The following is a 26,543-nucleotide window of genomic DNA, read 5'->3' as shown; positions in this document are numbered from 1 at the left end:
ACCAGTTATTTATTGAAAAAACCAACCACTTTTCAACTTTTAAATAAAAGAGGGAGATTTTTCACATGAAAACTCATAAAAAAACGCCCAAATATCAGCAAATTGTAGACTATATAAAAGAAAAAATTGAAAATGGAGAATGGCCAATTGGAAGTAAGATTCCTAGTCAACGGCAGTTAGCAAAATTATTTCATGTAAATCGGAGTACTGTAATAACTGCGCTAGATGAAATTATGGCGGATGGCTTAATTCAAGGACAAATCGGAGTAGGAACAATTGTAACGAATAATACATGGTCATTGTTAGCGACGAACCCTCCTCCCGATTGGAGTGAGTATGTAAAAGCTGGTATCCATAAACCCAGCAAATTAATGGTACGAGAAATAAATGAAGCAGAAGCAAATAAAAAACTTATCCAGCTTAGTAAAGGCGAACTTTCACCTGATCTTTTCCCGATAGAAACTATGCAGGCTATTATGAAGAACGTAAGCACAGAATTAGATTATTTCGGATACGAGGAACAAAAAGGGTTTTATCCATTACGTGAAGCAATAAGTACATACGTAAAAACATTCGGAATACATGTATCGCCTAATTCTATATTAATCGTCTCTGGTGCACTACAAGCATTACAATTAATTTCAATTGGTCTTTTACATAGAGAGTCAACTGTTTTACTTGAACAACCTTCTTACTTATATTCACTTCATGTATTTCAATCAGCAAATATACACCTATCTGGTATATCAATGGACCATCACGGTATTTTACCTAGCGACTTATTAAAACGAATTAAATACAGTCAAAAGCAAAATATTTTATATTCTATTCCTTGCTTTCAAAATCCAACAGGGATATTAATGTCTAAAGAGCGACGGAAAGAAATATTAAAAATATGCGAGAAAGAACAGTTACCTATCATCGAAGACGATATTTACCGTGAATTATGGATTGATGAACAACCACCAGTACCATTAAAATCAATGGATAAACACGGACATGTATTATATATTGGCAGTCTTTCTAAAACACTTACCCCTGGACTTAGAATTGGGTGGATTATCGGGCCAGAACCTGTAATTGATAGATTATCAGATATAAAAATGCAAACTGACTATGGGTCTAGCTCTTTATCTCAAAGAGTTGCTGCTGAATGGATAAATAAAGGATTTTATGAGGATCATGTAGCAAATGTAAGAATTCACCTTAAAAAACGAAGACTAATGATGATACAAGCTTTAAATGAGTATTGTACAGACATTGCCACTTGGGACGTTCCTACTGGCGGAGTTTTTATATGGATAAAGATTGTACCTAACATTCCGATGAAGAAACTATTTTCAGAGGCACTATCAAAAGGTCTTCTTTTAAACCCTGGACGTATTTATGAAGAAAAATCAGATCAATGCATACGTTTATCATATGGATATGCTACTTCAGAACAAATCACTAACGGAATTAAACTATTAAGCGGATTAATCCGTAAGTTAATGGCATAACAAAAACTCCTCATTTATCTATAGAGGAGTTTTTATGTGTCTTATTTACCACAATCTCATTTCTTGCCCCAATAAAATAAGTTCTTCATAAGGATCTCCGTTAATTTTTAATACTTGAGCAAAAGCTGTTTCAGTTTTTAAACCTTGTTCCTTCAAGTGGATTATTTTTTCTCTTATATATGGATGCTGCATTAACAGCATGTGTTCTACAATCATATGTTTATATGCATTTTGGTTACGCACTGGCTTAGGTTGAGCAAATAATTCAAATTCAAAACCTTCAAATTTAAAATTCACCTTTATCGATTCGGTATTTTTAATTTTTTTCTTTTTTATTTTGAACCCTTCATAAGAACCATATAAAGATCTCATTTCTTGTTCAAAAGCATTAAAGTGATGTACTTCCATTACAATATCTAAGTCAGATTGAGGAGTATCAATTCTAATAGGGATTGTCCCGCAAAGAACTGGACTATATAAAGATAAATCCTCCATTATGTTTAGTTTATTTAAAACATTATATACTTGTTGTTGCTTGTCATTCCCAGATTGTAAATATGTAATAGATGTAAACATTGAAGTCTCTCCTTCATTTCACGTAATACGTGTCTCACTAAATTCAAGAAAAATTTGTTCTAGGAGTACCTTTATTTCAATAAATTAAGCCGAACTAACTATATTTTTCAACTTTTCTCCTATACTGCAATACTATAAAAATAAAAAGGAGAAATAAATATGGGTATTTTCAATATTCTTTTGATCATCCACATACTATTTGGCACGATCTGCTTAATTACCGGTATTATAGCGATGGTTGCTCAAAAAAAGAAAGGGAAGCATACGGAATGGGGCGAAATATATCATGCATCCTACGTTGTTGTCACAATTACTGCAATAATACTATCCATTATCAACTGGGATAAAATCGCATATTTATTCTATGTAGCAATTTTTTCTTATTCATTTGCGATTTATGGTTACCTTGCAAGAAAAAAGCGTTGGAAAAATTGGCTCCACCACCATATTAGGGGAATGTTAGGCTCCTATATCGGTGCTGTTACCGCACTATTAGTAAACATCGGCATTCATATTCCCATTTTAAATTTGCTTCCGCCAATATGGTTTTGGTTTTTACCTACCTTAATCGGAATTCCTCTCGTAGCTAGTGTATCAAAAAAATATAAAAAGCGTAGTTAAAATTAATTACATTTTGATTACTTACTGATTATCATTATAAAAAATATACCCAATGTAATATTTTATTAATAAAGTCAAAATCGTATTGCTTTAAGTTAGTCATTTAGCGCTAAATAAAAAGAATCCAATAAAAGTATTGGATTCTTTTTCGGATTTCATTTCAATATCGGCTCTATGTATTCAATGATGTTACCATCTGGATGACGAACTATCATTTTCATGCCTGTAGGTACTTGTATTGGTTTATTGATCATTACACCATTATAGTTTAAGATTAGTTTTTTACTTCCTGCAGATCATCAATTACGATTGTTCCCCTTTCACAGAAAGTAATGATTTAATATCCTCTATATTAAATATAACATAGAGGGAATTTTACTTATTCTTTGAAAACGCCCTTTTTACCCCCTTTATATGACACGTTATAGTATGAAAGAATTAAAAATGATATAACGTTGTCGGAATGAAAAAAGTGGTATATAATAAATATTAACATTACTAGTAATTATTTTAGGTATTCCTAGAATAAAGGAGCGATACATATGAAAATTACTATTTATTTCGGAAGTCATGAAGATCAAGATGTTCGTACTATGGACTGTCATTTAGATGTAGAAGATACAGAAGAGATTGTTTCTGTATCATAATATAAATAGTTGGGATGAACCCTCTTCCCTACAGCGTTTAAGGCACCTTTTACAGGTGCCTTTTTTGTTGTTTTTTTCATCAAAAACCCTTTACTTTAGAGCGTTTTAATAGTAAAATATAAATATACGAACAAATGTTCTTTTTATTTTAATTGTACATGAAGGGATGATTTTTACAATGGCTCAAGCAAAGCGCAGAGGAAGAAAAAAGCAAACACCTATTATTTCAAATACAGGCTTTATTGGCTCTGTCTTTATTGATACATTGGAGTTACAAAAGAAATCCTATTACTTCGCTCGTAAAAAACTCCAAATCGTTCATCATGTTTTAGATGGCCTCTCCGGGGCAACGAGTTCCCTATTTAAAGAACATAATATTTCAGCATACATGTCATGTGTGTACTTACATAAACAAAAGAAAATTGGTTTCGTTCTTTCAACGAAACCATTTGAACAAAGTGATGGCGTTGCTTATTTTGTAAATTATTTAATCGAAAAAAACTTTTACGGCGGCCATGATGAAGATGTAGAATATCAAGAAGTATTTAATACGGGTTTTATCGGTGTAGTATTCGCTGATTTATCTAGTATAGATCGCTTTAATTTCGAGTTTGAAATGGGTATGTTAACGAAATTAATGAAAGATATGATTATTCCAGTTAAAGAACTCTTTTTACGCCACAACGTACCGGCCTACATCTCCACTTCTCATTTAGAAGAACAAAATAAATTAGGTTTCGTTCTATCAGTAAAACCGTATGATGAACGTGCAGAAGCAGATTTATATTTTGAAGCGTATTTAAAAGAACGAGGGTTATTTATTGGTGATGAAGAAGATGATATTGATAAAATTGTAATTAGAAAAACCGCTGAATTACGATAGAAAAGCGCAGGGAAACCTGCGCTTTTTAAATATGAAACAATATCATTTAATTATGTTAAGCACTATAATCTTTTGAATGAAGTTCTAAATTCAACTTATTTGAGTAAGCCTCATTCAAAATAAGAAATACTATCCCTCCTGCAATAGGTAACGTATAAGCTGGAACATAATTTAATAATAAACCTGATACTGCCAGTGCTATTGGCTGCATCATTTTACCTATACTTATTCCGATACTAAGTACCCTTCCCCTATATTCATCAGGAACCTCTTTTTGCATGAAATAAATTAATGGGATATCAATTAGTGCTATCATTAGCCCTAAAAAGAACATACTCACACAATATATAGAAACGTATACAAAGTTATTTACTTCAATACTTCTAAATAAAACAGGAATTCCTGAAACTATCATAAAAATCCCCAACGTAAAACTTATTTTTTTCAAAAGATAAGAATAAGAAAAACGATCAGTTATCTTTTTTACTAATATTGCACCAACTATCATTCCTATTGGAAAAGTCCCTTGGATTATACCGAATTGATTCGAACTGAGATTGAGAACCGTGTGTATTATATATGGTAAAGGAACCGTTACAGCAAACCCTAAGAAGAAATTAAGTGCAATTAAAATACTAAACGTATTCTTTAAAGTCTCTTTCTTAATTAAGTAAGAATACCCTTCTTTTATATCTTTAATAAAATTAATTTCTTTTATTAAACATTCCTCATTTGTGTTATGCTCGAATAATTTAAAGCGAATAAACATTATAAATATGCTTGAAAGGATGAATGAAATACCGTTTATTATTATAAAAGTTTTTATATTTAAGACAGCAAAAACAATGCCACCTAACATAGGACCGAGAATCAAAGAAACGGAATCAATTATTTTGCTTATAGAATTAATACTCATTAACCGCTCTTTAGAAACAATATTGGGTTTTGCAGATTCTAATCCTATCCCAAAAAATGTTGTAAATACAGTAATAAGAAATGTAGTAGCATAAATAATAAATAAATTTAATCCAAAATTACTGCTAAATATATAAACTGAGATTAACACCCCTCCATTAAGCAGATCCATATAAACAACCAATTTCTTTTTATCAACCTTATCTGCGATTACGCCAGCAAATGGATTCATTATAATCATTGGAATCGTTCCTAATATGAGCGTAATCGCGAAGTTTAATGCTGATCCAGTTATTTGTAAAACATATAATCCTAATGCAAAACTATAAATAGAGCTACCAAATATAGATACTGTTTTCGCAATGGAATATAAACAAATGTTTCTTAGTTCTTGGTTGATTTTTTTATTTTCTAAATGTAATTGTAAATTCCCCATAATTTTTTCCTCTCTGTTTAATTTTGTATTACGTACATTGTAAGTACTTGGGTCAACCCGATAGCAATATGTACTATTAGAAATTTTTTGAGGGAAAATAAATAGAAGATGGGGTTAACCCCATCTTCTTCCGAAAAATGAATATATATAAATTTCCTCTCCTTGAACAAAGAAATTTTCATACTTCCCGCCCCGTTCCAAATTTTTAGAAGTTCTTTCATCAATGGAATGAAACTGTAGCTTTTTGATTGCTTTCTTAACTTTTGAAGAAATAAAATTATCTCGAAATCCAGGTGGAATTTGGCTATTTATGCTGAATTTATTAAATAAAATAAATGAACTTAATAAATAACAATCTGGTTTAAAAAGGGAATTTAACATGTACAATAAAAAATCTTTATGCTCAAAACTATAATTACTTGTACCAGACTGATCAATTACAATATCAACAGAATCATTCTGAATAGGTATATTTAAAAAATCAGCGCAAATAAAAAGAATATTTTTTTTCGGATTTCTTTTTTCAATTACATCTTTTAAAAATGAAAGTTTATTCAAATCTCGATCAACAGCTATATATAAGCAATTCTCTGGTAACTCTTCATAAATATTTCGTAAAAAGAACCCAAGGCCCGATCCTAAATCAAGTAGTATCTTGTTATTCAAATCTAGCTGCATTAGTTTCTTTTTCGCCCATTCTCCGCCTCTTTGTATATTCTCCAAAAAAGTACTATCTGTTTCATAAATATAATCCGAAATAGAATCTTTAAGTGATGTTTTTTCATACTCTTTAAATGATTTACCAGCTGTTAAAATTCCGGAAGTAATCGCGTATTCTTCACCACAACTACAAATTAACTTTCCTTCAATAATTTGATTCTTATTTATTATGCCATCTTCAAGAGTTAAATTTCCGCTACACTTAAAACATGTAAACAAAATAAGTACTTTTAAATCTATCCCTAAAACTGAATTTGAAATTTCATTTGTTATAGATAAATTACTTAAAGTTTCTTTTAATTTATCTTTTCTTTCCTCTAAACCTTTTATTTCCTGTTCAATCTTTTCATATTTCAATTTAAATAAGGATTGATATAAAGTATCTTTTTCGTAATCAATAGATTTCCCTAAATTTTTATAAAGAAACAGTTCTTTAATTTCATTTAAGCTAAATCCTAGCCATTTGTACTCTAAAATAAGTTCTATATCTTTTTGACAATACTCATCAAAAAAATAGTGGCCTCCCCTTTTTTCAGGAATAATGAGCCCGAGGTCTAAATAATGTCTAATCGTATCTACACTTACATTATTTACTTCTGCAAACTTACTGATTTTCATACTATCACTACCATTTATGTATTTGTTTATATATACTTCTTTTTTATTTATAAAAATCCTTTTATCTCTCTATACAAGATTATTTGTAGCGCAAATTAAATAAACCGACAAATAGATTTGGTTCACTAGTTTGTTTTAGAAACCTTATAGTTAATGACCCTAAGGTTGACTAATCCGCATCAAATGATGGTATTACTTGTGTAACCAAAGTAAAACCCCAGAAATCCAAAGGTTTCTGGGGCTTTATTATATATTTATCTCTTTTTGCTTTTTAGTTTGTTTATGTCTATAAAGTAATTTACGAGATGTAAGAGAAATCAGTAATAAAATCAGTATTAGTACTAAAATTTGTATAAATGATAAATCAAAATATTTAGCACCTGTAACAATTAAAAGGGTAGAAATCGTACCTTTTACAATGAAAAAAATAATAATCCATAATCCGCCTTTTTTCCAGTTCATTTTTATTTTATCCCTTCCTGCGTTTAAATTCATAAAAATCCCGTGATAGTTCTTGACAGTGACACCCTAACGGGAATCTATTACACTAATAAAAAAGTAAAATTTTTCCACAAAAATAATGTCCAATTAAATGTGACGATTTCATATTAAATGAAAATGATATTCATTGTCAAATTTATAGAACTTTTTTAATTCCGAAGGTCTTCATACTGGTACGATTTGAATAACCACTCATTTCATCTTAATCACTATGTGAGAATATTAATTGTTTTAGGAAGCAGGTATAGGTAGTGACATGGGCATGTGGCTGGTCCCTACTTTCGTATTAATCAAATAAAAAACCCGTGAATAATCCACGGGTTTACTTTAATAACTAATTGCTATTGTTCCTTCACCCGCATGAACAGCAAATGAGATTGGTAATGGATATAATTTAAAATCCATTTCAGGGAATGCTTGTCTAATATCTGAAATCCATTCTTCCGCTCCATCCTTATCATTGGCATGGAACATATGAAGTACTTTAGGTAACTCTTTTTCAAGTTCACTTTTAATGTACTCTCTACATTTTTGGATTTTACGAACTTTTTTTTCAAGTAAAAGTTCTCCACCTTTTACTTCTAATATTAAATTGACACTTAATAAACTTCCAAGTAAAAATTGTACGCCTTTTACACGACCGCTTGCATATAAACCTTTTAAGCTCTTTGGAAATACATAAAAAGGTCTTCTTTTTTCATCTATTAATGTTTTGTGTATATCTTGTAAAGTCATACCATCATTGTATAACGATTTCGCTTTTCTAATTAGTTCATCCATTGGATAACTGGTCGATTCACTATCTAGCACTGTTAAAGGGAACCCTGCCATTTCTGCAGCAAGTTTCATATTTTGATAAGTTCCACTTACTTTTCCGCTAATAGCAACTGCAAATCCTTCTTCATATTCTTCTTTACATTTCGTAAATAACTCAACCATTTCCCCAATGTTAGGTTGTGATGTAGTGACAGTTTTACCTTCGTTTAACGCAGCATAGACGCGTTCACGTACACCTTCTTCACAATCTTTGTACGACACCCCATCAATAATAACTTCAATTGGAATAACAAAGTTATCTCCTTCTGTTATAAAACCCGCAGTTGTACTATCAGTAATCCAAGCAACACGCTTCATGTTGTTCCTCCCTTAATTCAATTCCTCTTTTCTAATTTTTCTATATATTTATGTTATGAAAAGAGAATATCCCTGTAATAGTAACAGGACTTTATTGTTTTGGCTATAGTAGATGTATATCAAATGTGACTATTTCTTGTCTTTTTCATAAATTAAAAAAGAAAATTAAAGCATTCGCCCAATTTTCTTTTTAAAACGTACTATTTAAAGGTTTCATTATCTAAAATTACAACATAATCATTCGTCAATCGCCCAGCTTCTTTTGTATAACTGACTAACCTTTGTATATTATCACAGCAAATTTTCGCTCCCCATACGAGTAACGGTACGCCGATAAAGTCGATATGGAATCTTCTAGAAAACAACCCCCCAAAAGTCATTGGAATAGGCACTGTTGGTGATGTATTAGAAAAAATAATCTTTTCATGACTTTGATAGTGTTTTTGCAGAATCTCTCCTAAATGCTTCATCGCAGGTACCACGACTTTTGATGCGCCACATCCAATCGTATAAACAGGATGACCATTTTCGTCTATTCCATGAAAAATAATTTTCCCCATATCTTCTGTTTTCAATTTATTAAAGTAATCTACATTTAAAATTTCTTCTTTCGTCAACTTACGATCGGTTGGTAATTTATTCAAATGATAAGCTGCAGCGAGTGATGTTGTATGTGTTCCACCGAAGTCTGTGTAAATGAATATCATATTATCATCCCTTGTTGTAAAAGTTCAATGTTAATTAGTATTACCGTTCACAGTATTGTTAAACACGGGATGAATTTATTTTCAATTTTATTTATCAATACATTTCACATTATTAGTATTATTTTTCTCTAACATTTGAATGTTACATTTAGTAACTAACTTTAAAAAAACTTTATAAACATAATATCCAAAAATAGAGCCTAGAACATTGCAAATTACATCATCAATATCAGTAATACGTCCCCATCCACTAAATAAAGACTCAAGTAATTGTAATAATTCAATACTAACTGATACAGCAAATCCTAATAAAATAGTATTTTTGATCTTTTTATATGTACCCCATATGATTGGTGCTAAAAATCCTAAAGGCATTAATAATAAAATATTACCTCCTACATTCCTTATGATTAAAGCAATCATAAATAAAGCATCCCCATCATAAGCACTTCCAATTTGATTGATATCTTTAATAATTGATGCAAAAGGGATAACATTAACTGAACGACTTAGATTTTCGGCACTAGAAGGAAAACCAATTGGTAAAGGAAATAGGGTTACGGCAACAACCATACAAATATATACTGCGAATAGACAACAAATTAATTCTGTCCACCAATTTATACGTTCTTTACTTATTACTCCAATTAATATAATTCGTACTATCAAATAACAGATAATCCCCAAAATGATAAACAAACTTCCGTTGATCATATGCAAACTGTTAACACACCCCTTCATATTATTATTTTTATATTACCGAAAAACCATTAATCTGTAAATTTGATTAATTAAATGTTTTTATGTTTATAAATTTGTATTTTATTATCTCTAATATTCATTATTGAAAACCATCATTTTGTAAATAAAATGATGGTTTTTAAAAGTATTTGTACAATTAAAAAGCCTGTTCTATTTCTCCTATTATTTTTTCAGGTCCCGCTCCTTTATTCGAAGGAATAACTAATGTAATTCCCAAATCTGGATATACAGCAGAGCGAAAACTGACGCCTGGATCATAGCCCATCACATGATATTTAAAAACATTGTTTTGTCTAGTTTCAATCCATACTCCATAGCCATAAAACTGATTATTTTTAACTTGAATGTGAGGTTTTAAAAGTAACTCTGTATTTTCTTGGCTTATTACTTCATAGTTAAATAATGCTTCCCAAAACCTCAGCATGTCTGGAGCAGTAATAAAAGCACCACCATCAGAACCTCCTTTTATTGGTATAGAGTATACATTTGTTCTCCATGTTTGTTTATTTACACCTTTTATATATCCGAGAGCTGTGTGTCCTGGTAATCTATCTAAAGAGAAATAGCCAGAACCCTTCATGCCTAGTGGAATGAATATATTTTTTTCTATATATTCCGTAAATCCAAGCCCTGTTTGTTCTTCTATAATTAATCCAAGTAGGATAAAACCGGCATTGTTGTAGTGAAACTGCTCACCTGGTGTAAACATCATTTTATTGTTTTGGAATAATGGTAAAAAGTCTCGTAAACTTTTTAAAAGATACATTGGATTTTGTTTCCAAAGGTCCTCAAAGTTGTCCATAATACTTTCATCAAAATAATCTGGAATACCCGAACTATGCGTTAAAAGATGATGTACTGTAATATTTTCATTGAAGTTTGGAAATTCAATGCTTAAACAATCCTTTAACTTTGTATGAAAAGTAATTATACCCTTTTCAACAAGTTGGCAGATGCCGATAGCAGTGAAAATTTTACACCCTGAGGCAATTCCGAATCTTGTTTGTAGTGTATTATTTATACATTCACTTTTGTTTGCGTAACCAAATGCCTTTTCATAGACTAATTCTTTTTCTTTTTTTATTAAAACTACTCCAGAGAAATCTATTTTCTTATGTATATCTTTTATAATTTTATCCATTGCATCTTTTATTTTTATCACGACAACCACCCTTATCTTTCGATATTGTTCTTCCCCCTTATTATTTCTCCATATAAAGGGAGAAGAACCTTCTTATTGAATACGATAAATTATTAATGAGAACACAAAATTTATTTCGAATTTATCGATTCAGTAGAATACACCTTAGATTGTGATCGCAATAAAGTAAACACACACAATATGATAGTAATAAGTAACATTATTAATGATCCTACAATAACTACAAGTTGTATAGAAATAACTTGAGTTGCAACGCCGAACAAAATCGTTGCAAAAATAGTTATTACCGCGATTAATAGCCCATATATACTTCCAATCCGTCCCATCATATGAACAGGAACGTTATTTTGGTAAAAGGTATAAAACCCTGTATTTGCATATGCCATAGAGAAAGATAAAATAAAAAATCCGATAGCAGCTATTAAAAACTCATTTGAAAAAGCATAAAATAAATAACCGATTGCAATGAATAATGATCCTATTCCAATTAATAATGAAGGTGCTATTTTTTTTGATAAAATTGTATTTGTAATGGCACCTAATATATAGCCTGCACCAGCTATACTAACTAAAAAACCATATTCACTATCTGTTAATAGTAATACCTCTTTCGCAAACGATAGTTCAAGTGAATCAGTAGCGGTTGCTAATACGATTATGCCTTGAAATAAGAAGTAGACATATACGACATACACATGTTTTCTACTAAAATTTATAACAGCGCTCCAATCTTTTCTTAATACAGTAAGGGATAATGTATTACTAGTCGTATCCAAATCTTCTTTCTTATCAAGGTTGGGCAGAAGTAGTGTAATGGCTCCTGATATAAGAAAGGCAGTAGCATTTATATAAATAGCAAACTCTGGTGTACTCGCAAATAATAGTCCCCCCGCTACCGCCGGACCAATTAAAGATGCACCAGATCCTATTAAAGTACGTAGTGAGTTGAAATGTTGTCTTTTCTCTACTGGAATTAATTTCGTCATATATGTCATAGCAGTCGGCTCATAAATCGCACTGCCCATACTTATAAAAAATACGAATACATAAACAATCCAAAGTGATGGAAGGAAAGGTAAAATAGCGATAAATACTGCACGATATATATCAAGGTGAATCATTAATTTTTGTTTGTTTAAACGATCAATCATACTCCCTGACCAAGCATTTGTAAATAGAGCGGCTAATGGTTTTATTACATATAAAGTAGCAACAGCTAAGGCTGAGCCACCCATATTATAGACAAGTACATTCAGTGCTATTAAGTAAATCCACGCACCTAAATTCGCAATACCAACTCCGGATAGTAGTAATAAAGGATATTTCCAATCTTTAAGTATGTGTTTCATTTTTGGCCCCCGCTTTCCAAATGGTTTTAAAGCAATAAAAAAATCTCACCCCCAAGACTTTTAGTCTTAGGGACGAGATTTACCATCGCGGTGCCACCCTAGTTTATTAATATGTCGCCATATTAATCTTATCAGGTACTACATTGTTTTCATGCTTATACCTTATCTCTATAACGGGAGCTCCCGTCACACCACCCCCTTTATGAAAGGTTCCGATGTGCTGCTCAGAGGCTTGGTTCAATAAAGAATTTTTGCTCCTTTTCAGCTGCATGGAGCTCTCTGTGAAAAATTCATTTTATTTACTCTTCTCTTCATTGCATTTGATTTTTTCCATATTATCACAGTTTTATATAACTGTAAATAAAGAATAATCTGTCGTTTCAAATTATGCCAACGTTACTGATCTTGTTTATTATTTTTTCTAAAAATTACGGTGCGTGAAATTACCTAAACCTAAAAAAGGGCCTACTGTATATAGATAGCCCCTTTAGATCGTCTGAATTAATTTGCATTCGCCTCTGCTAACGGTTGTAGTGGAGGTTCTAATTCTAATATTAACGTATCTCCTTCTTGTATATCTTGTCCTCGTTCAATACTTTGGCTCGTTACATATCCCGTACCTAACGTTTTTAAATCTAATTTTAATAGCTTGGAGAAATGCATAACATCACGCATAGACCAACCTTTTAAATTTGGCATTTTTGCGTTATTTCCTAATAGAAATATACGATCTCCTTCACTCATTATTTCGCCAGACTGCGGATATTGTTTTGTTATCTTGCCTTTTCCTAAAATTACTGGCTGGAGTTTCATTTTTTCTACACTGTTCTCTACTGTATCCATCGTTTGGTTAACATAATTTTGCACTTTTATTTGAGATTGTTTCGTCGCATCTGCCATTTGTTTTTCGGTATATGGTTTCACCTTTAAATATTCAAGACTATTTTTCATAACTGGTTTAAATATTTCAGCAAGTGGCTGCGCTCCATATTCATCTCCCTTTAATTTTGGTTGTTTAATAGCTAAATATACAATTAATTCTGGGTCATCAATCGGAGCCATTCCTAAAAATGAAAAAATATAATTTTCTTTCCCTTCCATATATCGTCCATTTTCCGGATTCGGAATTTGAGCTGTTCCTGTCTTACCGCCTATTGGATAACCATCTACTTTATACATTGTACCAGTACCTTTTGAAGACGTAATAACACGCTCCATTAAGCTCCTTACCTTGTCCGCTGTCTCTTTTTTTATCGGATTTCCAATTTCTTTCGGTTGATTTTCCATAATAACTTGTTTGTTTGTTGGATTTACAATTTTGTCAACGATATACGGTTGCATCATTTTCCCGTCATTAGCTATTGCGCTAGCTGCTTGGATTATTTGAATAGGAGTTACTGTAGAACCTTGTCCGAAAGAAGTTGTGACTTGTTGAATTTGTGTATTTAATAATAAAGTATTTTTACTCTCACCAGGTAAATCTATTCCTGTTTTTTGGTTGAATCCAAATTTATTCATATATTGCTTAAATTTATCCGGTTTTAGTAATTGATCTTCTAAAATAGAAAACGCTACGTTTGATGATCTTTCAAAACCTTCATCAAATGTAATAGATCCCCATCCCAATCCGCCATTATGATCTTTTATATCCGATGAACCAACTGAATATTTTCCGGATTGGAAATATTCTTTCCCGTTATATACACCTTCATTAATGGCAGCAGCTAGCGTAAACACTTTCATTGTTGAACCTGGTTCATATGCATTTGCAATTGGATCATTTAAAAAATACTCTATATCGCCTTTATTAGGATTAAAACTAGGCTTACTAGACATCCCTAAAACTTTTCCTGTCTTGGGATCTGCAATGATTCCTATTAACATAGAAGGATCATAGTGCTCTTGTGCTTTATTCATCGCTTCTTCTAAAAAACTATTAATTTGTTTATCAAGTGTAAGATATACATTATTTCCATTTTTAGCAGGTTCTACTTTTCTAATATCATTTGTAAGCGGAATACCTTTTTGTGAGCCTACATATTCTATATTCCCGTTTGTAGAGCGTAAATATTTATCCAAACTTTTTTCAAGTCCAAATTTCCCTTCTGTATTTCCTTTAGCGTCGGGTCTAGCAAATCCAAGTATATAGGATGCAAAATTTTCATTTGGATATACTCTTGCTTTCTCTGGACTAAAAGACACTCCTGGTATTTTCAATTTTTTTATTTGATCTTTCATTTCTCTAGATAAATTCCGACCAGCTTTTCCAATTTCAACTTGCGTACGTCCCTCATGAAAATTTTTTATTACTTCTTCTTTATCAATTTCAAGCGCATCAGCTAATCGCCCTGCAGTTTCATCTTTATTTTTCACTTTATCCTTCCCTTTTAAATTCACAACAACACGATACGTTGTGGAATCTTGGACTAGTACTTTTCCAGTTTGATCATAAATTGTGCCACGATTAGCTTCTAAAACACCATTTTTATTATGCTGTTCATTCGCAAGTTCCTTTACATCAACATTTTGCACGACCCCTACTGCTTGAATGTAAAAAAAACGTAAAAGCATAGTAAGAAACAAAATAATAAAAGCAATCATCATGTACCGAGCACCTTTATTTGTTTGAAGTTTATGCATACTTTTCTCCTTTCTTTTACAATTAATCAATGAAAAGATACGCTTCTAAGTATGATTTTATTTAATACTATATTTTTCGTAGTTTTTTTGGTAATCCCTTTATATTAGTAAGAATCTAGGTGTGCAAATAATTTTTTTTGTTTTTATTTACTTTTTAATATAATTCAGTGCGTGAAATTTTAAAAATATTCAAACAAAAAGAACCTACTTATTTTGTAGGTTCTTAAATTTAAGCTATATGGTTATATTTCGCTAAAAAAGGAATTCGTTTCGCTACCAATCCATACATTTTAAAAACAAATTTCGCTATCGGTTCAAATATACGTGCACTTTGCATTACTAAGCCACTCGTAATAAATGTTAAGAAAGCAGCGCCAAGTATATCTAGTGGATAATGAACGCCTACGTACATACGTGATATGCCAACTAACACTGCCCAAATAAGTGCAATATATTTCAGTTTTTCTCCTCTAAGAATAAATACAAATGCAATGGAAAATACAAGTACAGAATGATCACTAACAAATGATGAATCTGCTGCATGTGGTACTAATTGATGTACTTCATGTGATATAAAAGGACGCGGATGATAATACACCGCATGAATGAAAACATTTACTAGTAATGCAATACTAACTGAAAGTGTCGTATATAAAACTGTATATTGTTTTCTAATTGCATTCTCTTTCTTTCCGTTATTAAACCATAAGATAAGCATAAACAGAATCGCTACATAAACAGCACTATTTGTAATAGCGATCATTAGCGTATCTAAAAGCTTGGACGATCCCGCGAAATGATTAAACCATTGAAATACTGTGTAATTCATACTACTCTCTCCTTACATACAAGTGTTCTTGATTTACACAGTATACAACATCATTATGAAAATGGGCTTAAGCTTTTCTCATCTAATTCTCATTTTACTATCATTTACTTTACAATGATGAAACTAATTTTATAGGCTATTTATGTACAAAGCTTAAAAACCTTTTAAATTATACAACTCGAATATTTTTCATATATAAAATACATAACATATACATTTAAATATGCGAGTTACAAAATCATATTATTAATGCATACGGAAGTACAAGAATATATCATCAAATCCTCTTTTATTTTGATCTACGATTGCTTTCATTATTATTTCCTTTTAATGCCACTAATTGTACAAGCAAGTTCGAAATAAGCAAACTAATTCGATCGCAAAAAAGAAGGAATGTACAAAACATCCCTTCTTTTCAATACTTCAAAGCATTTATTTTATGATGCAAGGTAGTGCAACCGTAACAACTGTTCCCTCATTTTCTTTACTCTCTATTTCAATAGCTCCGTCGTATTTCTCTACAATTCGTTTTGCAATAGACAACCCTAGCCCATTTCCCCCTTGCTTTCTGCTCCTAGCTTTATCAACTCGATAAAAGCGATTTAGAACAAATGGTAAATCTTCTTCAGGTATTCCTGATCCACGGTCTAATATACAAATTTTAACTTTCTCCGATTGTATACAGGATTCTATGCAAATATACTTATTAACTTCTTTTGTATATTTTACTGCATTATCCATTATGATAATAATAATTTGTTCTAAGTAAGATGATGGCATTGATACATACGCTGCATTACCATCTAATTTTAGATCAAATTGAAAATCAGTTTGAAGTACCGCAAAGTTTTGCGCAACTTGTTTTAATACGCTATTTACATGGACTGGCTCAGCTTCTATTGGATGCATCTGTTCAGAATCAGCTCTTGATAGTTCTAGCAATTCTGAAACCAATTTATTTAAACGTTCTACTTCTTTTAAACTGGATTGAAGAGATTTATCTAATACCGCTGGATCATTTTTCCCCCACCGATTTAACATCGCTAAGTGTCCCTGAATGATTGTTAACGGTGTTCTTAATTCATGGGATGCGTCTTCTACAAACTGTTTCTGTTGCGTAAAAGAAGTTTCTACTTCATCCATCATTTCGTTAAATAGAAATGATAATTTAGCGAGTTCATCATTATTTTCTCGTACTGGAACACGCTCATTTAATCCGTTTTTCTTAATACGGTTCATCGTGTCTGTTATATTTTGAACACTTGATAATAGTTTTTTTGATATAAGTATTCCACCTAAAAAACTAAATATCAATCCGAATACCCCAGAAATAACCATTACAACTAAAATAATTTTTAATAAGTGATCAAAAGTCTCTAAGTTTTTCGTAAGTTCAATCGTTCCAGTGAATCCTTTTGTTTGAATTGGTATACGCTCCACTAATATTCGATCTTCTAGATGCCTCGTTATTAAAGATTCATCTTCTATAATATACTTCGGTTTTATCCAATTTTCATTAAAATCTCGTGAGACAGAGACAATCGGTTTTCCATTAATATCGATAATACGAATCATTTGATGCTTATCAATCATATTATTTAGAAAATCTTTACTATTTTCGAAAGTTTTCGTAGAAAGGCTATCATTTTTATCTTGGAAATATGCCGCTATTTCTGTCACTTGTCTATTTATTTGTTTCTGTTCATAATCTATAGTCCACTTATTAATAACCAAAAATTGTAACGTACTATATAAAATGAATAAAATAAATACTAATGCAGTAGACCAAAGTGTTAACTTCCACTTTATAGGTAGATTTCGAATGCGAAACATAATATTTTTTATCATTTCATTATATATCCTGCTCCTCGGACTGTTTGGATATATTCCTCCTTATCAACACTATGTAACTTATTTCGTAAATAACGAACATATACATCCACAATATTCGTCTCAACGATTGCGTCATATCCCCATACTTGATCCAATAAAACATCACGTGTAAGTACTCGATTAATATTTTTCATAAACATAAGCAATAGCTCGAATTCTTTATTTGTAAGTTCGATTTCTTCATTTTCTTTTGTAATCGTTCGCGATTCAATCTGGAGCTGTAAATCTTTGAATGTAAGGAATGTGACAGGCTTATTTTCTATATTTTCTTCTCGTCTAAAAATAACTCTCATACGCGCTAACAATTCTTCGATTGCAAATGGCTTTGGAAGGTAATCATCAGCTCCACTATCTAATCCTGTCACACGATCCATAATACTATCACGAGCGGTCAACATGATAATGGGGGTCTTTTTAGTTGCTCTTAATCGACGACATACTTCTAATCCATTTAATCCTGGAAGCATTAAATCGAGTAATATAAGATCATAATTTTTTTCAAGCGCAGCTGTTAATCCCTTTCTTCCATCAAACTGTATATCTACTTTATACCCTTCATACTTTAATTCTAACTCTAAAAAATCTGCTAAACTTTCCTCATCTTCAATAATTAATATATGTTGCAACAACAGTTCCCTCCCTATACGTTTAAATGAATAAGTAAACCTATCCCAAATATAATTGCAATAACTTGATGTACTTTTCTATATACCATAAATTTTGTTTTCTTATTTAATTTTTGTGAAAAAAAACCAGTTAAACCTAGTGCTAGTAAAACTAATAGAGAAAAGATACCACTGTATATTAATAAAATATGGCGACTCCCTTTTATTAAAAAGTAGGCACCGTGAGTAATCGCAACAGCAATTACAGCATATCCAATTAATACATGAAACTTTTTTATGAAAAGATATAGTTCTTTAATACTTTTAAATAAATTTATGTTTTTTTTCTTTAAAAACAACCATAAATGACGTAAGAACCATAAAGATGCAGCGAAAATTGCCCCATACTCACCAACAGAACCTAATTTTTTATTTAACCCATTTACATGTAATACATCCCCATATGTAACATTAATAAATAGCAATTCTACACTGCAAATAATAATAGTAAAACCTATAATTTTAACATATAAATGAAAATATTTATTTCTGAGTAACTTCTCCATTTTATTTAATCTCCTTGCTTTTACAATTCCTATAACAAACAGTGTATCAACTACAGAAGAAAAGAACATGAGAGAAAGATGAAAATAAAATGAGAATTTCAATATTAATAAAATTTTCTAGTGATATTGTTTAGCTAATTTTATTATGTTTTGAATAAACGGCGCTTTTGCATTTGTATATGACACACGATCAAAAGGATATGTAGCTGCAAGTACCTCTTTTAATTCTCTATATTCTTTACGTGCCCATTCATGTTTTTTTAGAAAGTCTCGAAATAAGAGATTATTTCTCCATTCGTCACTATTATAAATATAAACATGTATATGGTGGGTACCTGCTCGCCATTTCCCCTTTCTAAAAAAACGCCAATTAGGTGTTTCTTTTGGAACATACTCATATCCTATTTTTGATAGGTCTTCAATCCACTTATCAGTAATTCGCAAATCCGTTACGCCAATCATCATATCAACAAGTGGTTTAGCTCCTAATCCTTCTACCGCTGTACTCCCTATATGCTCAATAGCAATCATTTCTTCTCCCAGCAAAACATTCAATTTGCATCTTTCTTTTAAGTATTCTTCATGCCATTCTTTTTGATGTGGCTTGATAATAATTTTTTGATCCATTTTTCTTGCCTCCTTTTAAGCTTGTGTCATTATATTTATAAAATTTCGTGTTAGTAACATAGGAATTGCACAAAATCTGTCGAATATTGAAACATATAACTTTATTATAATAAATGCGAGGTAAATTATGAGAGATATTCCAGTTGAAATTCAGTTAAACCATGTAACTTTCCAATTAAAAGAACGTCATAATTTTGATTGGCTTATGAAATTAGGAACCGTATTTGCAGTTTTTGACCAACAAGATTCCGGTAATCTTTCTTTTGGTGTGGAAAAAGATGGGCATAAGAAATTTATTAAATATGCTGGAGCTCATACAATTTCATATAACGGGAATACGAATGAGGCTATTAAAAGATTAAAAAATTCAGTTCCCATATACGAGGAATTACAGCATCCATCTCTTATAAAATTAATTGAACATTTTCCGGTTCAATCTGGATATGTTTTAGTTTTCAATTGGTTTGATGGCGAATGTCTTCATCCGCATTGGAATTTCTCGCGTCCTGAAAAATATATGCATCCAAACTCTCCATTTTTTAAATTTAAGCAATTATCTGTTACAGAACGAATTCATTCATTGAATTCCATTTTTTCTTTCCATACATATGTAGAAAAGAAAAACTATGTAGCGATAGATTTTTATGATGGGAGTATTTTATATAATTTCAGTACAAATGAGACGAAAATTTGCGATATTGATTTATATTCTAAAAAACCATATATAAATAAAATGGGACGATTATGGGGTTCCTCTCGTTTTATGTCTCCTGAGGAATTTGAGCTTAACGCAATGATTGATGAGAGGACAAATGTATTTAATATGGGTGCGATGGCATTCGCACTTTTAGGCGGTGAAAAAGATCGCACCTTTATAAAATGGAACGCAAGTAAAGAATTATATGAGGTAGCATATCGTGCTGTAAATGAAAACCGTGCAGAACGGTATGCATCAGTTAAAGAATTTTATGAAGCATGGCTAAATGTATCTGATACTGCAAAAATATAACTACATATTTTCAAACTAATATATAGTTTATACTGTTATCATGTATAATACAGATGAAATAGAAATTCAGAATAACGAGGCAAATATTATGAACTTTGTTTATATTAATCAAAACGTATTAAATAATCTTCTATACATTTTAAGTAGTATATTTGTTTTTTATTTTATATATGATAATGGGCACTATTTAAAGAAATATAGAACACTACTTATTACTGTTTGTACGATTATCCCACTTATTTTATGTATGCGTTATCCTATCTATATGGATGAGAATTGTATTCATGATTTAAGGCAAATTCCAGTTTTAATAGGCACACTTTATGGTGGATTCCCTGTCGGTATCATATTGTTTATTATTTTATTAATTACAAGATTTGCATTTTATGGATTTAACATGTTAACTGTCATTGTTTACGGCACAATGTTCATAATTACAGCTTTCGCATCTGCAAAATTTAATGCATATAATAGAAAAGTTAAAGTAGCTTTTTCTATGTTTTTAACTTTTTTCCTAGCAATATTTACAACTGTGATTGTATTAACTTTATCAGACTTTGAAGTAAATAATTTGTATATTATTTATTTTATAATATTACCAACTACTTTGATGCTATTTATTGTTTATTTTAATGAAGTGCTAAAAGATGCAGTATATATGCGCTCGAAGTTGATTAAGATGGAAAAAATGGAGATTGTTAGCCAACTAGCTGCTAGTATATCACACGAAGTAAGAAATCCCTTAACTGTCGTAAAAGGATTTACACAACTTTTAAAAACACCAGATTTAACTCCAGAATCAAGAGACAAATATATTGAACATATACTCGAAGAGTTAAATCGAGCCCAAGTAATAATTGATGATTATTTAACGTTTGCTAAACCCGCATCAGAAAAACTAGATTATATTTCAGTAGAACAAGAGTTAAATCGAGTTATTAATATGATATTGCCATTATGTAATATGAATACAATACATATTACAAAAGACTTCGCTAAGGCAACAATTGTTGGTAATAAGCAGCACTTTCAACAATGTTTTTTAAACTTAATAAAAAATGCTATTGAAGCCATGCCTGATGGTGGTACCTTACATATTTCCTCTTCTATTAGTAATAATAAAGTTATAATACGAATTGAGGATAGCGGAGTTGGAATGTCACAAGAGCAAATAAATCGATTTGGTGAACCATATTTTAGTACGAAAACGAAAGGTACAGGTTTAGGTACGATGGTTGCTGTTAAGATTATCGAAACGATGCAAGGTACTTTAAAAATTCGAAGCGTTATTAATAAAGGTACAACATTAATGATTACTTTTCCAAAACATAACGAAAATCCATCTTAAAACAAGTAAAAAAGGAGCATAATAGCTCCTTTTTTCTTTGTTTCGATACATAAGTATCTACTATGTTTTTTTAGTTTACATTAGCGAATACTAATTAAAAATTAATATCCTCCGCCCCAACAGCTGCATCCAACAATAATTAATAAAATAAACAACACAACTAATAAAGCGAAACCTCCACCAAAACCACAAGAACCACCGTGACTCATATTTTCTCCTCCTTTTGGTTTGAAAACTAATAGGTAGTTGATCATTTTAACTGGTTCGTATTATACATTATGTAAATATCCCTTTTTTGAGCATGTCTGCATAAAATAAGTAAAAGCACTCCTTTGAGAGTGCTTTAAAATGGATACCAAAAGTCTTGAAATACATGTAATTTTAAATAGACTGCAAAAATTAAAACGAAGACACCTATAAATAAAGCGATAAAATCCCAAGCTGTTGCTTTTTTTGTATAGAACCACGTACGTTTATCCTTCTTTCCAAATCCTCTTAAATCCATTGCATTTGAAACCGTATCGATTCTTTCTAGCGAATGAATAATTAGAGGCCAGAAAATTAAAATACGATTTTTCATGCGAATCCATAAACTTGCTTCTCCTTTTTCGAAAGCTACTCCTCTCACTTCTTGTGCATGCTTAATAACTTGATATTCAGACTGAATATCAGGTATGTAACGTAATGCAATATTTATTGCATATGTAATTTTATAATGAATGCCAAGTTTACTTAAGCTACTCACAAATTCACTTGGATCTGTCGTATAAATAAAGAGGAGTGTAAAAGGTAATAACGTAAAATACTTTAATGAAAGCGTAGCCGCATAAAATAATGTTTCATATGTAATTGTCGCATAACCAATATATATAAACGAAGTATATGATCCGGTTAATTCAGATCCATGGGTTGGTGTAATAAATAAAATCATAACAGAGTTTAATAAACTAAATGTAAATATAACACTAAAAACAATTAAAATTTTACGAAGTGGAATTTTAGAAAGTAAAAGTCCAATACACCCAATAAAAAATAAAACTAGCAATATACGAAAATCAAAAAATAAAAAAGTAAGCGTCATACAAAAAATAAATAAAAACAATTTCACTGCTCCATCCATACGATGAAAAAATGTACTATGCACCTTCCCCCCTCCTATTATCGTCGAAATAAAGTTCTATAAACTTTTCTGGACATGAAACTCCGCTAAATGTAACAAGCTTGAATAAAGAACTTTCTCTTAAGTTAGCTCTTTGTAGTATTTCTTGATTTCCTAATACAGCGGACACAGTATTATCTGCAATTATTTCTCCTTCATGTAGTACTATCGCTCGGTCTCCATATTCTAATGCTAGATTCATATCGTGCGTGATAAAAATAAATGAGATTCCTTTTTTAGCTAATTTTCTAATAAACGACATGAACTGTTTATAATGGTAATAATCTTGTCCAGCTGTCGGTTCATCTAATATGATTAGTTTTGGATTCATTGTTAGTACAGTTGCAATAGTTAATCTCTTCTTTTGTCCGTAGCTTAGCGCCTGAATTGGCCAATTCCGAAATGGATATAAACCACAAATTTTTAACGTTTCTTCTGCTCTATTCTTAATTTCTTCCTTTGAAAAATTTTTTATTTTTAAAGTAAATACAACTTCTTCTAAAACAGTTGGTTGTGTAATCATATGATTTGGGTTTTGCATCACATAACATATACTCTCCCCACGTTTGCGAATAGACCAAGAGTTAATCGGTATTCCATCTAACAAAATTTCTCCATTTTTTACTTTGTTTATACCAATTAGACTATGAGCTAATGTTGATTTCCCAGCTCCATTATGGCCCAAAAACGTTACAATTTCTCCTTCATATATTGAGAGATTCACATTTTTTAATACTTTTTGATTGTTAGGGTATGAAAATGATAAATTATCCACTTTAAGTAATTCCTTATTTTTAGTATTACGTTTTAATATAACTTGCTTGTTCATCCACTCATTTATAACGCTATTAATCCTTTCCTTTTGCAGATTTTCAATTGGATATATTAAGTCATTTTTTCTATCACAATGCAATCTCTTTAATGCTTCGATGTAAATAGGCTCTCTTAAGCCGATGTGTGGTAATATATTTGACGCTAAAATCTCTTCCGGTGTCCCTATCGCAACAACTACACCTTCATCAATTAAAATAATTTTATCTAAATCCAAATTTAAAATTTCTTCTATTCGATGTTCAATAATTACAATTGTTTTATTATATTGTTTATGTATATCTTTAATAAGTTCGGTCGTATGTAGGCTGCTTAGTGGATCTAAGTTTGCTAACGGTTCATCGAACAATAATATATCGGCATTTGTTGTTAACAGACCTGCTAGAGAAACGGTTTGCTTTTGACCCCCTGACAATTCATGTGGTCTTTGTTTATGAGAAGTATGCATCTTCACCTTTCTTAATGAGTCCGAAACAATCTTTTTCATATCATCTTGATGTACACATTCATTTTCTAAATAAAAAGCTACATCCTCCTCTACTGTTAGACCAATAAATTGAGAGTCTTGATCTTGCAAAATTGTGCCTACATGTTTACTCTGCTCAAAAATACTGCCTTCCCTCGGATCTTTACCAGCAATTGAAATATTTCCCGTACTAATCCCTTCATATGAAAATGGGATTAGCCCATTAATACAATGAGCTAATGTGGACTTTCCTGAACCGCTTCGTCCAGCAATTAATACTTTCTCCCCAGGGTATATATGAAACGTAATATCTTTCAACGTAGGCTGTGCGGCATGCCTGTATTGAAAGTTAAATTGTTCAAAAGAAATAATCGGTCGCATATTAACATCCCTACTTTTCAATTTTTAAATGTGTATGTTTCTTATTAGATTTAGCTAAGCCAATTGTAATTGGTAATCCAAGAACTAAGAATACAATAACATCAGCTATTGTCGCTCCTAATACTTGTATAACAATTTTGTCAAACGGTTCTCCCATCACAATAATATCGAATGCTCCAGCAAATATAATCGCGATGACAATACCAACTAATCCAGTAATTGCAAAATAAGAAATATCGCCTTTACTATACGCCCCATTTTTCACACTAAAGCCATTCCTTTTTTGAATGAGACCCATCGCAAAACCGATAATACCTGAGCTAATAACCCATCCCCACCAAATACCAAATCCAGCAATTGTATCTGTTACGGTATGACCGATAAGCCCTATTAACAGTCCCGCCACTGGACCAAATAATGCTCCAAAAACAGTTAAAATGGCTAATCCAGGTTTAATAAATGTATTTGGTGCAATAGTAAATCCCCAAAGTCCTAATATCCCGTATAATGCTGCTCCAATTCCAATTGCTACCACTACCTTTGTTGCTAATTTATTCATTACAATTCCCCTCTCATATTAGTCAGCTTTAATTACTCTATATTTGTTTAAAAAACGAATTATGCATCGACACTCCCTTTCTATACAACAAAAAATGACCTCTTACATAAGAGGTCATTTTCTTTCACGTTCAAGAATCCTCTTATCTTTCAAAAAACACATCGTGTCCTCTGCGGAGTTAGCACCTTCCTATGAATTTACATAGGGGTTGCTGAGGTTTCTTAGGGCCGTTCCCTCCACCTCTCTGGATAAGTATTAATTTGTAATTCGTATTATGGCACTAAGAAAGAAAAAATTCAATACTTTTCTAATTATTTTTTATTTTTCGTTAAATAGATTATTTATATCATTGTATTCTTATCGGAATTATGAAATAATGAATTCAAAATTGTTACGGGAGGAATATATGATGAAAGTAATTGGTTTAATTGGTGGACTAAGTTGGGAATCTACCTCACTATACTATAAACATATTAATACACTTACACTTTCTCAATATGATCAAAATGCGAAGCTCGTTTTATATAGTATGGACTTTGGTGAAGTAACTACTTTATTACAAAACCACCAATATGAAGAAGTGAAAAATGAATTAGTGACAGTTGCAAAAAAGGTTGAAAAATCTGGGGCTGAATGTTTATTGATGTGTTCAAATACAGTTCATTTATTTGCTGAAGAAGTAGAAAATGCAATATCTATTCCACTCCTTCACATTGGTGATGTAAGTGCTAAAGAAATGGTAGAACAAAATATAAAGCGTATCGGACTACTAGGAACGAAACAAACGATGGAACAAGATTTCTATACATCACGACTAGCAAATTATAACATTGAGACAATCATTCCAAATGAAGAGGAAAGAACTTTTATCCATCACATTATATTAAACGAATTAAGTAAAGGAATTATTTCAAAATCATCAAAAGAAAGACTATTACAAATTACAAGTTCATTAATTCAAAACGGCGCAGAAGGTATACTACTTGGCTGCACTGAAATACCTTTGCTCATTTCCCAAAATGATCTTACTGTTCCTGTTTTTGACACTGCTTTTTTACATGCAAATACTGCTGTGCAGTTCGCTGGATAATAAAAATATA

Annotated in this window: 25 protein-coding genes, 1 riboswitch and 1 other annotated feature; of the genes, 6 read left to right on the top strand and 19 right to left on the bottom strand. The window is 31.2% G+C overall.

The genetic code is table 11. The annotated features are described in order from the left end of the window. The first annotated feature begins 65 nt into the window (after nt 1-65). Nucleotides 66-1,499 carry a MocR-like pyridoxine biosynthesis transcription factor PdxR gene (gene pdxR, locus COE49_RS22705; protein WP_098946110.1) on the top strand — a complete coding sequence of 478 codons (1,434 nt, stop codon included), beginning with the start codon at nt 66-68 and terminating at the stop codon, nt 1,497-1,499. A 45-nt stretch (nt 1,500-1,544) separates the two neighbouring features. Here the strand turns inward: pdxR and COE49_RS22700 are convergent, their stop codons facing one another. Then, complete coding sequence (locus tag COE49_RS22700; protein ID WP_088229350.1) at nt 1,545-2,075, bottom strand: DUF4269 domain-containing protein; 531 nt, start codon at nt 2,073-2,075, stop codon at nt 1,545-1,547. A 159-nt stretch (nt 2,076-2,234) separates the two neighbouring features. On the opposite strand from COE49_RS22700, the gene COE49_RS22695 reads away from it, so the two are divergent. Beyond that, entirely contained in the window at nt 2,235-2,696 is a 462-nt protein-coding gene (locus COE49_RS22695) for a DUF2306 domain-containing protein (RefSeq protein WP_088229351.1), read from the top strand. 813 nt (nt 2,697-3,509) lie between these two features. Beyond that, on the top strand, nt 3,510-4,226 hold the full coding sequence (locus COE49_RS22685) for a hypothetical protein (RefSeq protein ID WP_140417263.1): 717 nt from the start codon (nt 3,510-3,512) through the stop codon (nt 4,224-4,226). Between the two features lie 55 nt (nt 4,227-4,281). Here COE49_RS22685 and COE49_RS22680 read toward each other — a convergent pair whose 3' ends face one another. The 14 genes from COE49_RS22680 to COE49_RS22615 all read right to left on the bottom strand — a co-directional run bounded on the left by COE49_RS22680 (nt 4,282) and on the right by COE49_RS22615 (nt 19,690). Continuing rightward, a complete protein-coding gene (locus COE49_RS22680) occupies nt 4,282-5,577 on the bottom strand; it encodes an MFS transporter (RefSeq protein ID WP_088229353.1) in 1,296 nt (431 codons plus the stop codon). A 114-nt stretch (nt 5,578-5,691) separates the two neighbouring features. After that, on the bottom strand, nt 5,692-6,915 hold the full coding sequence (locus tag COE49_RS22675) for a MerR family transcriptional regulator (protein ID WP_098840977.1): 1,224 nt from the start codon (nt 6,913-6,915) through the stop codon (nt 5,692-5,694). Between the two features lie 246 nt (nt 6,916-7,161). Next, nucleotides 7,162-7,377, bottom strand: coding sequence for a hypothetical protein (locus COE49_RS22670; RefSeq protein ID WP_088229925.1), 216 nt, complete (start codon nt 7,375-7,377; stop codon nt 7,162-7,164). A gap of 366 nt (nt 7,378-7,743) precedes the next feature. Then, a complete protein-coding gene (locus COE49_RS22665; protein ID WP_088229355.1) occupies nt 7,744-8,550 on the bottom strand; it encodes a DegV family protein in 807 nt (268 codons plus the stop codon). Between the two features lie 200 nt (nt 8,551-8,750). Beyond that, the gene (locus tag COE49_RS22660) at nt 8,751-9,257 is read right to left on the bottom strand and encodes a DUF3189 family protein (RefSeq protein WP_088229356.1); all 507 of its coding nucleotides are present in this window, start codon (nt 9,255-9,257) and stop codon (nt 8,751-8,753) included. An 87-nt stretch (nt 9,258-9,344) separates the two neighbouring features. Then, the gene (locus COE49_RS22655) at nt 9,345-9,977 is read right to left on the bottom strand and encodes a VanZ family protein (protein ID WP_240522806.1); all 633 of its coding nucleotides are present in this window, start codon (nt 9,975-9,977) and stop codon (nt 9,345-9,347) included. Nucleotides 9,978-10,155: 178 nt separating this feature from the next. Next, a complete protein-coding gene (locus COE49_RS22650) occupies nt 10,156-11,181 on the bottom strand; it encodes a serine hydrolase domain-containing protein (protein ID WP_098252104.1) in 1,026 nt (341 codons plus the stop codon). A gap of 110 nt (nt 11,182-11,291) precedes the next feature. Further along, a complete protein-coding gene (locus COE49_RS22645; protein ID WP_088229357.1) occupies nt 11,292-12,530 on the bottom strand; it encodes an MFS transporter in 1,239 nt (412 codons plus the stop codon). A 65-nt stretch (nt 12,531-12,595) separates the two neighbouring features. Further along, nucleotides 12,596-12,854: a binding site (T-box leader), on the bottom strand. 177 nt (nt 12,855-13,031) lie between these two features. Beyond that, nucleotides 13,032-15,170 (bottom strand): penicillin-binding protein, encoded by a 2,139-nt coding sequence (locus COE49_RS22640; protein ID WP_098357538.1) that lies wholly within the window; start codon nt 15,168-15,170, stop codon nt 13,032-13,034. 229 nt (nt 15,171-15,399) lie between these two features. Further along, on the bottom strand, nt 15,400-15,999 hold the full coding sequence (locus COE49_RS22635) for an undecaprenyl-diphosphatase (RefSeq protein WP_098252054.1): 600 nt from the start codon (nt 15,997-15,999) through the stop codon (nt 15,400-15,402). Nucleotides 16,000-16,431: 432 nt separating this feature from the next. Beyond that, nucleotides 16,432-17,847, bottom strand: coding sequence for a HAMP domain-containing sensor histidine kinase (locus tag COE49_RS22630; protein WP_088229360.1), 1,416 nt, complete (start codon nt 17,845-17,847; stop codon nt 16,432-16,434). Beyond that, nucleotides 17,844-18,518, bottom strand: coding sequence for a response regulator transcription factor (locus COE49_RS22625; protein WP_098252053.1), 675 nt, complete (start codon nt 18,516-18,518; stop codon nt 17,844-17,846). Before COE49_RS22625 ends, COE49_RS22630 begins: the two co-directional genes overlap by 4 nt. Before the next feature lie 14 nt (nt 18,519-18,532). Next, a complete protein-coding gene (locus COE49_RS22620) occupies nt 18,533-19,063 on the bottom strand; it encodes a hypothetical protein (RefSeq protein ID WP_098946109.1) in 531 nt (176 codons plus the stop codon). A 117-nt stretch (nt 19,064-19,180) separates the two neighbouring features. Beyond that, the gene (locus COE49_RS22615) at nt 19,181-19,690 is read right to left on the bottom strand and encodes a GrpB family protein (protein WP_088229363.1); all 510 of its coding nucleotides are present in this window, start codon (nt 19,688-19,690) and stop codon (nt 19,181-19,183) included. Between the two features lie 127 nt (nt 19,691-19,817). Between COE49_RS22615 and COE49_RS22610 the strand changes: the two genes are divergently transcribed. Further along, nucleotides 19,818-20,699, top strand: coding sequence for a protein kinase domain-containing protein (locus tag COE49_RS22610; protein WP_088229364.1), 882 nt, complete (start codon nt 19,818-19,820; stop codon nt 20,697-20,699). Between the two features lie 40 nt (nt 20,700-20,739). Further along, a complete protein-coding gene (locus COE49_RS22605; protein WP_098252052.1) occupies nt 20,740-22,047 on the top strand; it encodes a sensor histidine kinase in 1,308 nt (435 codons plus the stop codon). A 101-nt stretch (nt 22,048-22,148) separates the two neighbouring features. On the opposite strand, the gene COE49_RS22600 is transcribed toward COE49_RS22605, so the two are convergent. From COE49_RS22600 to COE49_RS22585, 4 genes are all read right to left on the bottom strand, one after another. After that, nucleotides 22,149-22,256, bottom strand: coding sequence for a YjcZ family sporulation protein (locus COE49_RS22600; protein ID WP_088229366.1), 108 nt, complete (start codon nt 22,254-22,256; stop codon nt 22,149-22,151). Between the two features lie 134 nt (nt 22,257-22,390). Then, nucleotides 22,391-23,191, bottom strand: coding sequence for an energy-coupling factor transporter transmembrane component T family protein (locus COE49_RS22595; RefSeq protein WP_098946108.1), 801 nt, complete (start codon nt 23,189-23,191; stop codon nt 22,391-22,393). Further along, on the bottom strand, nt 23,184-24,884 hold the full coding sequence (locus tag COE49_RS22590; RefSeq protein ID WP_141556640.1) for an ABC transporter ATP-binding protein: 1,701 nt from the start codon (nt 24,882-24,884) through the stop codon (nt 23,184-23,186). The genes COE49_RS22595 and COE49_RS22590 overlap by 8 nt, the downstream gene beginning before the upstream one ends. A gap of 10 nt (nt 24,885-24,894) precedes the next feature. Then, nucleotides 24,895-25,443, bottom strand: a complete 549-nt coding sequence (locus COE49_RS22585; protein ID WP_088229369.1) for an ECF-type riboflavin transporter substrate-binding protein — start codon at nt 25,441-25,443, stop codon at nt 24,895-24,897. Between the two features lie 139 nt (nt 25,444-25,582). Then, nucleotides 25,583-25,698, bottom strand: a riboswitch (SAM riboswitch). 151 nt (nt 25,699-25,849) lie between these two features. Here COE49_RS22585 and COE49_RS22580 point away from each other — a divergent pair. Continuing rightward, nucleotides 25,850-26,533 carry an aspartate/glutamate racemase family protein gene (locus tag COE49_RS22580; RefSeq protein WP_140417265.1) on the top strand — a complete coding sequence of 228 codons (684 nt, stop codon included), beginning with the start codon at nt 25,850-25,852 and terminating at the stop codon, nt 26,531-26,533. The last annotated feature ends 10 nt before the right edge of the window (nt 26,534-26,543 follow it).

Origin of the sequence: Bacillus sp. AFS029637 (genome assembly GCF_002584985.1) — a bacterium.
Classification (GTDB): Bacteria; Bacillota; Bacilli; order Bacillales; family Bacillaceae_G; genus Bacillus_A.
The sequence above is the reverse complement of the archived record's forward strand: the minus strand, read 5'-3'. Positions and strand labels throughout refer to the sequence as shown.

Coding starts and splice junctions, on each gene's coding strand:
- pdxR (WP_098946110.1), top strand. CDS start 66: ATGAAAACTCATAAAAAAACGCCCAAATATCAGCAAATTGTAGACTAT.
- COE49_RS22700 (WP_088229350.1), bottom strand. CDS start 2,075: ATGTTTACATCTATTACATATTTACAATCTGGGAATGACAAGCAACAA.
- COE49_RS22695 (WP_088229351.1), top strand. CDS start 2,235: ATGGGTATTTTCAATATTCTTTTGATCATCCACATACTATTTGGCACG.
- COE49_RS22685 (WP_140417263.1), top strand. CDS start 3,510: ATGATTTTTACAATGGCTCAAGCAAAGCGCAGAGGAAGAAAAAAGCAA.
- COE49_RS22680 (WP_088229353.1), bottom strand. CDS start 5,577: ATGGGGAATTTACAATTACATTTAGAAAATAAAAAAATCAACCAAGAA.
- COE49_RS22675 (WP_098840977.1), bottom strand. CDS start 6,915: ATGAAAATCAGTAAGTTTGCAGAAGTAAATAATGTAAGTGTAGATACG.
- COE49_RS22670 (WP_088229925.1), bottom strand. CDS start 7,377: ATGAACTGGAAAAAAGGCGGATTATGGATTATTATTTTTTTCATTGTA.
- COE49_RS22665 (WP_088229355.1), bottom strand. CDS start 8,550: ATGAAGCGTGTTGCTTGGATTACTGATAGTACAACTGCGGGTTTTATA.
- COE49_RS22660 (WP_088229356.1), bottom strand. CDS start 9,257: ATGATATTCATTTACACAGACTTCGGTGGAACACATACAACATCACTC.
- COE49_RS22645 (WP_088229357.1), bottom strand. CDS start 12,530: ATGAAACACATACTTAAAGATTGGAAATATCCTTTATTACTACTATCC.
- COE49_RS22640 (WP_098357538.1), bottom strand. CDS start 15,170: ATGCATAAACTTCAAACAAATAAAGGTGCTCGGTACATGATGATTGCT.
- COE49_RS22635 (WP_098252054.1), bottom strand. CDS start 15,999: ATGAATTACACAGTATTTCAATGGTTTAATCATTTCGCGGGATCGTCC.
- COE49_RS22630 (WP_088229360.1), bottom strand. CDS start 17,847: ATGATAAAAAATATTATGTTTCGCATTCGAAATCTACCTATAAAGTGG.
- COE49_RS22620 (WP_098946109.1), bottom strand. CDS start 19,063: ATGGAGAAGTTACTCAGAAATAAATATTTTCATTTATATGTTAAAATT.
- COE49_RS22615 (WP_088229363.1), bottom strand. CDS start 19,690: ATGGATCAAAAAATTATTATCAAGCCACATCAAAAAGAATGGCATGAA.
- COE49_RS22610 (WP_088229364.1), top strand. CDS start 19,818: ATGAGAGATATTCCAGTTGAAATTCAGTTAAACCATGTAACTTTCCAA.
- COE49_RS22605 (WP_098252052.1), top strand. CDS start 20,740: ATGTATAATACAGATGAAATAGAAATTCAGAATAACGAGGCAAATATT.
- COE49_RS22600 (WP_088229366.1), bottom strand. CDS start 22,256: ATGAGTCACGGTGGTTCTTGTGGTTTTGGTGGAGGTTTCGCTTTATTA.
- COE49_RS22590 (WP_141556640.1), bottom strand. CDS start 24,884: ATGCGACCGATTATTTCTTTTGAACAATTTAACTTTCAATACAGGCAT.
- COE49_RS22585 (WP_088229369.1), bottom strand. CDS start 25,443: ATGAATAAATTAGCAACAAAGGTAGTGGTAGCAATTGGAATTGGAGCA.
- COE49_RS22580 (WP_140417265.1), top strand. CDS start 25,850: ATGATGAAAGTAATTGGTTTAATTGGTGGACTAAGTTGGGAATCTACC.